Below are 6,864 nucleotides of genomic sequence, written 5' to 3'. Positions count from 1 at the left end.
CTGCCCGGCATCACGCTGATGGCGCCGAGCGACGAGCTTGAACTGCTGAACATGACCGCCACCGCCATCGCGTTTGACGAAGGCCCGCTCGGCCTGCGCTACCCTCGCGGCGCGGGGCTGGGGCTTGAGTTGCCGCCAGCGGGCCAGATCATCGAGATCGGGCGCGGGCGAATCGTGCGTGAAATGCAGCGCCAGTCCGGCCCCGAGCAGGGCGGCATCGCCATCCTCTCGCTCGGGCCGAGGCTTGCCGATGCGCTGAAGGCTGCCGACATGCTGGCCGCGCAGGGTCTTTCGCCCACTGTGGCCGATGCCCGCTTCGCCAAGCCGCTCGACACCGCGCTGATCGAGCAGCTTGCGCGCAACCATGCCGTGCTGATCACCATCGAGGAAGGTTCGGTGGGCGGATTCGGCTCCTTTGTCATGACACATCTGGCAAAAACCGGCCTGCTCGACCGCGTGCGCTTCCGCCCCATGACCCTGCCCGACCGCTTCATCGACCATAACAGCCAGGAGGCCCAGTACCACGAGGCCGGGCTGGATGCGCCCGCCATCGTGGCGACCGCGCTCTCCGCCCTTGGCGTGCCGCAGTCACGGCAGATGGCCTGACCTGCGGGCCAGTCGGGGTAGCGCTGCATGGCAAAACGACGCGTTGACCAGATGCTGGTGGACCGGGGACTGGTGGAAAGCCGCACCCGGGCGCAGGCGCTCATCATGGCGGGGCTGGTCTATACATCCGACCGGCGCATTGCCAAGGCGGGCGACCAGTTGCCCGAGGATGCGCCGCTCATGCTCAAGGGGCAGGACCACCCGTGGGTCTCGCGCGGGGGGATCAAGCTGGCGCATGGGCTTGAGCATTTCGGCCTCTCGCCTGCTGGCCTGACCTGCCTTGACGTAGGGGCCTCGACCGGCGGCTTTACCGATGTGCTGCTGCATGAAGGGGCCGCGAAGGTCTATGCGGTCGATGTCGGTCACGGCCAGCTTGCGTGGAAGCTGCGCTCGAACACCGAGCAGGTCGTGGTGCTGGAAAAATGCAATGCCCGCGCGCTTGATGCCACCACCATTCCCGACCCCATTGGCGCGCTGGTATGTGATGCCAGCTTCATTGGGCTGCGCACGGTGCTGCCCGCAGGGCTTGAACTGTGCGTGCCGGGCGCATGGGCAATTGCGCTGATCAAGCCGCAATTCGAGGCCGGGCGCGATGCGGTTGGCCCCAAGGGCGTGGTGCGCGACCCGGCTGTGCATGAGGCCGTGTGCGAAATGATACGCGACTGGTGGGCTGACCTGCCGGGCTGGACCGTGCTGGGCATTGACGCCAGCCCCATTACCGGACCGGAAGGCAACCGCGAATTCCTGATCGCGGCCCGCAAGGACGGCTGATCGGCAGTCGCATCCCGCGCGCCGAGTGTGATACACACGCTGGAAAGAGCGGTGCGCAACGCCCCTCCCCTTACGCATGACATGAAAAACAGAGGCAGCACCGGTATGTCCGCAGCCCCCGCAACTTCTCCTTCCCGGTTACGTGACGGGACGGCGGCCTCGCTCCTTGATGATGCGGAGCGCACGCGCATCCGGGCCAAATCCGCCCAGTTCGCCCCCCCCACCGCTGCCCTGCCCGATGGCAGGCGCGACCTTGTGGGCCTGTCGCGCGAGGAACTGACCGAGATCATGGTCGAGATTGGCGAAAAGCCATTCCGCACCAAGCAGTTGTGGCACTGGATCTACCACCAGGGCGCCACCGATTTCTCGCGCATGAGTTCGATTGCCCGCCCCCTGCAGGAAAAGCTGGCCGAGCGTTTTGTCATCGGTCGCCCCGGCGTGGTGACGGAGCAGACCTCGCAGGATTCCACGCGCAAATTCCTCTTCCGCTTCCGCGATGGGCAGGAGGCCGAGACGGTCTACATCCCCGACCGGCAGGAAGACCGGGGCGCGGTATGCATTTCCTCACAGGTGGGCTGCACGCTGTCATGCACCTTCTGCCACACCGGCACGCAGGCGCTGGTGCGCAACCTTGGTGCGGCCGAGATCGTGGGCCAGTTCATGGCCGCGCGTGACAGCTATGGCGAATGGCCCAGCCCCAAGGGCGACACGCCGCGCCTGCTGTCCACCATCGTGCTGATGGGCATGGGCGAGCCACTGTACAATTACGACAACGTGGCCAAGGCCATGCGCATCATCATGGATGGCGAGGGCATTGGCCTGTCGCGTCGGCGCATAACACTCTCCACATCCGGCGTGGTGCCGATGATGGACCAGTGCGGCGCCGAGCTTGGCATCAACCTTGCCATCTCGCTCCATGCCGTGCGCGATGACCTGCGCGACGAGATCGTGCCACTCAACCGCAAATATCCCATCAGGGAAGTCATTGCCGCCTGCCGCCGCTACCCCGCCGCCAGCAATGCGCGGCGCATCACGTTTGAATACATCATGCTGCGCGGCATCAATGACAGCGAGGCCGATGCGCGTGAACTCGTGCGGCTGATCTCGGGCATTCCGGCCAAGGTCAACCTCATTCCATTCAACCCATGGCCGGGCAGCAGCTACAAACCCTCCACGCGCGAGCAGTTGGAGAAGTTTGCGAATATCGTGATGGATGCGGGCTTTGCCTCGCCCATCCGCATGCCGCGCGGGCGCGACATTCTGGCCGCCTGCGGGCAGTTGCGCACCGAAAGCCAGCGCCTGCGCCGCGCCGCCCGCCCTGATGACGCGCCCGATCCGGTGGAATGACGTAAAAATCCGCCTTTCGCTTCTGGTCGCCCGCAGCGTGGGATGCTAGGAGGGCAGGCCGCCGGTTTTCCCGGCAAAGTATTGTCCAAGTTTTGTCGACAGGAGCGTTCTCCCATGGCCGCCAAGGATGTCAAAAAGGTCGTTCTCGCGTATTCGGGCGGTCTTGATACTTCCGTGATTCTGCGCTGGCTGCAGACCACCTATAACTGTGAAGTCGTGACCTTCACCGCCGATCTCGGCCAAGGCGAGGAGCTTGAGCCCGCCCGCCGCAAGGCCGAGATGTTTGGCGTGAAGGAAATCTTTGTCGAGGACCTGCGCGAGACCTTCGTCAAGGATTTCGTCTTCCCCATGTTCCGCGCCAATGCGCTGTATGAGGGGCAGTACCTGCTGGGCACCTCCATCGCCCGCCCGCTGATCGCCCAGCGCCAGATCGAGATTGCCGAGCAGGTCGGCGCCGATGCCGTGGCCCATGGCGCCACCGGCAAGGGCAACGACCAGGTGCGCTTCGAGCTGGCCTATTACGCCCTCAAGCCCGACATCACCGTGATCGCGCCCTGGCGTGAATGGGACCTGACCTCGCGCACCCGCCTGCTTTCATTCGCCGAAGAGCACCAGATTCCCATCGCGAAGGACAAGCGCGGCGAGGCCCCCTTCTCGGTCGATGCGAACCTGCTGCACTCGTCATCGGAAGGCAAGCTGCTTGAAGACCCGGCAGTCGGCCCCGATGAGATCGTGTTCCAGCGCACCATCTCGCCCGAGGCAGCGCCTGACAAGGCAACCGAGATCACCATCGATTTCGTGTCCGGCGACCCGGTGGCCATCAACGGCGTGGCCATGTCGCCCGCAACGCTGCTTGCGCGCCTGAACGAACTCGGCCGCGACAACGGCATCGGCCGCCTCGACCTGGTGGAAAACCGCTTCGTGGGCATGAAGTCGCGCGGCGTTTACGAAACGCCGGGTGGCACGATCCTGCTGACCGCGCACCGCAGCATCGAGAGCATCACGCTCGACCGCGAGGCCATGCACCTCAAGGACAGCCTGATGCCGCGCTATGCCGAGGTGATCTATAACGGCCTGTGGTTCTCGCCCGAGCGGCACATGCTGCAGGCGCTGATCGACCGCAGCCAGCACTCCGTCAGCGGTCGCGTGCGGCTCAAGCTGTACAAGGGCAACGTGATCTGCGTGGGCCGTGAAAGCCCCAACAGCCTGTATGACACCCGCGTCGTCACCTTCGAGGACGATCAGGGTGCGTATAATCAGGCCGATGCGCAGGGCTTCATCAAGCTCAACGCGCTGCGCCTGCGGCTTGGGGCCAAGATCGGCCGCCGTGGCGGCGCGCTCTGATCGCCTGCGTTCCCTCCTTCATCCTTTCAACAGCCTGCCGAGGTGTCATGAAACGCTTTTCCCGTGTCATTCCCCTTCTTGCCGCAGCCGTGGTGGCCCTGCCGCTTGCGGCCTGTGGCGGAAACAAGGATGATCAGCCGGAACTGACCCCGGCACAGTTCATGGACAACGTGCGCAAGCAGCCCGGTGTCCAGACCCTGCCTGACGGACTGGCCTACAAGGCGCTCCAGTCCGGCCCGAAGGACGGGGCGCAGCCCACCCTCAATGACAGCGTGATGGTGATCTATGAAGGCCGCCTGCCCGATGGCGGCATCTTTGACAGCTCCGACCAGCATGGCCACGGCGCCTATATGCAGATGCCGCTGGAAATGGTGATCAAGGGCTGGCAGGAAGCCCTGCCCAAGATGCATGTCGGCGATACGTGGATGCTGTACGTGCCGCCCGAGCTTGGCTATGGCCACAAGTCAATGGGCATCATCCAGCCGGACAGCCCGCTGATTTTCAAGATCCAGTTGCTCGGCGTCTCGCCCGGCGGTCGCTAAGCCCACAAAGAGCCATTCATCCGCCGGGTGGGTGGCTCTTTTCACATGACGGGACAGGAACCGGACAACCAGAATGGGTATTGCAACCGGACGCATGGCGTCCGTACTGCGCGGCGGCTGCCTGTTTGCGTGCTTGGCGCTGCTGGGCGCCTGCACGCGCCACGGGCAGGAAGGCTATGCGCGCTACCGCACCAATTGCGGCATCTGCCACCATGGCGGTGAAGGGCTGAAGGGCGAGATCCCGCCCATAACCGGCCGCGTGGACAGGATCGCCACCTCACCCGAGGGCAGGCAGTACCTCATGCATGTGTTGCTCAACGGGCTGAATGGCCCGCTGAAGATTGATGGCGTGCCCTACAACTTCTTCATGCCGTCTTTCCGCGCCCATCTGTCGGATGAGGAGATCGCCTCCATCCTGAGCTATCTGGCCACGCGCGGCGACACAAAGCCCGCCCCGGTCTTTACCGCAGCCGAGGTGGCCCGTGAGCGCACCCATCCGCTAAGCAGCAGCATGGTGGCCGATGAACGCCGCCGCCTTGATGCGATCCACCCCCTGCCCTGACAACCGCGCACCTTGACCGGCGCGGGCAAAAAAACGGAAAATACTTTCATGCAACGCCTGTTTTCCGGCATTCAGCCGACCGGTATCCCGCAGCTTGGCAATTACCTTGGCGCGATACGCAACTGGGTGGCGCTCCAGCGCGACCATGACTGCATTTTCTGCCTGGTGGACATGCACGCCATCACCACATGGCAGGACCCCGCCACCCTGCGCCAGCAGACCCTGGCGCAGACCGCAGTCCTGCTGGCCTCGGGCATTGATCCACACAGGCATATCCTGTTCAACCAGTCCGCGGTCAGCGCGCATGCCCGGCTGGGGTGGATCTTCAACTGCGTGGCACGCCTGGGCTGGCTCAACCGCATGACCCAGTTCAAGGACAAGGCAGGCAAGGACCGCGAGAAGCATTCCGCAGGGCTTTATGTCTATCCCGACCTGATGGCAGCCGACATCCTAGCCTACAAGGCAACGGCCGTGCCGGTGGGCGAGGACCAGAAGCAGCACCTTGAGCTGACCAACGACATTGCCCAGAAATTCAACCATGATTACGGGGTGGAATTCTTCCCGCAGGTCGAGGCCCTCATTCCCCCGCAGGGCGCGCGCGTGATGAGCCTGCGCGATGGCACCAAGAAAATGTCCAAATCCGATCCCTCCGCCCAGAGCCGGATCGAGATGACGGATGATGCCGATGCCATCGCCAACAAGATCAAGCGCGCCAAAAGCGATTCCGAAGCCCTGCCATCGGAGGAAGCGGGTCTTGAAAACCGGCCCGAGGCCCGCAATCTGGTTACCATCTACGCCACGCTCGCCGGACTTACGACGGCGGATGTGCTCCGACAGTTTGGCGGCCAGGGCTTTGGTCCGTTCAAGGCGGCGCTGACCGAGGTGGTGGTGGGCGCTGTCTGCCCCATCGCGACCGAAACGCAGCGCCTGCTGAAGGAACCCGACTTCCTGCGCGAGACGCTGCGCGCGGGCGCGGACCGGGCCCGTGTCATTGCCGATCCCATCGTATCGGAAGCGGAATCGCTGATCGGCTTCCTGAAATAACCCCGGAAGGAACCGCCCCATGCGCCAGGAACTGCACAGCCTTCAGGTGAGCACGCGGGGCAAGGGGCTGGTTCCGATTGACCGGGCCGTGCTGGCCTGGGTGCGCCAGAGCGGCATTGAAACCGGCCTGCTCACCCTGTGGTGCCGCCACACCTCCGCCTCGCTATGCGTGCAGGAAAATGCCGACCCCACCGTGCGCACCGACATCGAGCGGTATTTCGAGGCGCTGGTGCCCGAACAGCCCGGTCGCTACATCCATGATGATGAAGGCCCGGATGACATGCCCGCCCATCTGCGCGCCATGCTCACAAACGTGCAGCTTTCCATCCCGGTGGCTGGTGGCAGGCCGGTTCTGGGCACATGGCAGGGATTATACCTGTTCGAGCACCGCGCCCGCCCCCACCGGCGCGAGATCGTGCTGCACCTGATGGGCGAATGAACGACAGCCCTGCCAGCCTTTACGCCCCCGGCAGGTAATCGGAAGGCAGGCGTTCTTTTGAGAGGGAGCGCAGCAGCGGCGGCAGGTCCACGCCCCTGCATACCGCCGCCTCAAGCTGTTCGGTTCATAAGCGTGTCATGGCCGAAGGAGGCAGAAAGCTGCCTTATGTAGCCCGCATAATCCTTGATGCCACGATGCCAGTCGAAGGT

General features: G+C 64.2%; 8 protein-coding genes. All 8 read left to right on the top strand.

Annotated features, from left to right (window positions below):
* On the top strand, nt 1-606 hold a 606-nt coding region (locus QEG70_RS13245), incomplete at its 5' end, for a transketolase C-terminal domain-containing protein (RefSeq protein WP_308721100.1).
* A 27-nt stretch (nt 607-633) separates the two neighbouring features.
* Nucleotides 634-1,377, top strand: a complete 744-nt coding sequence (locus QEG70_RS13240; protein WP_308721099.1) for a TlyA family RNA methyltransferase — start codon at nt 634-636, stop codon at nt 1,375-1,377.
* 105 nt (nt 1,378-1,482) lie between these two features.
* Nucleotides 1,483-2,724: a dual-specificity RNA methyltransferase RlmN gene (gene rlmN, locus QEG70_RS13235; protein ID WP_308721098.1), complete on the top strand. Its 1,242-nt coding sequence runs from the start codon at nt 1,483-1,485 to the stop codon at nt 2,722-2,724.
* Between the two features lie 114 nt (nt 2,725-2,838).
* The gene (locus QEG70_RS13230) at nt 2,839-4,068 is read left to right on the top strand and encodes an argininosuccinate synthase (protein ID WP_308721097.1); all 1,230 of its coding nucleotides are present in this window, start codon (nt 2,839-2,841) and stop codon (nt 4,066-4,068) included.
* Between the two features lie 47 nt (nt 4,069-4,115).
* Entirely contained in the window at nt 4,116-4,610 is a 495-nt protein-coding gene (locus QEG70_RS13225) for an FKBP-type peptidyl-prolyl cis-trans isomerase (protein ID WP_308721096.1), read from the top strand.
* Nucleotides 4,611-4,683: 73 nt separating this feature from the next.
* Nucleotides 4,684-5,172, top strand: coding sequence for a c-type cytochrome (locus tag QEG70_RS13220; RefSeq protein WP_308721095.1), 489 nt, complete (start codon nt 4,684-4,686; stop codon nt 5,170-5,172).
* Between the two features lie 48 nt (nt 5,173-5,220).
* On the top strand, nt 5,221-6,216 hold the full coding sequence (gene trpS / locus QEG70_RS13215; RefSeq protein ID WP_308721094.1) for a tryptophan--tRNA ligase: 996 nt from the start codon (nt 5,221-5,223) through the stop codon (nt 6,214-6,216).
* A gap of 19 nt (nt 6,217-6,235) precedes the next feature.
* Nucleotides 6,236-6,655 carry a secondary thiamine-phosphate synthase enzyme YjbQ gene (locus tag QEG70_RS13210; protein ID WP_308721093.1) on the top strand — a complete coding sequence of 140 codons (420 nt, stop codon included), beginning with the start codon at nt 6,236-6,238 and terminating at the stop codon, nt 6,653-6,655.
* Nucleotides 6,656-6,864: the final 209 nt, after the last annotated feature.

The sequence above is a fragment of the Komagataeibacter xylinus genome (assembly GCF_031081985.1).
GTDB lineage: Bacteria > Pseudomonadota > Alphaproteobacteria > Acetobacterales > Acetobacteraceae > Komagataeibacter > Komagataeibacter xylinus_E.
This window is presented reverse-complemented; position numbering and strand designations above follow the sequence as displayed.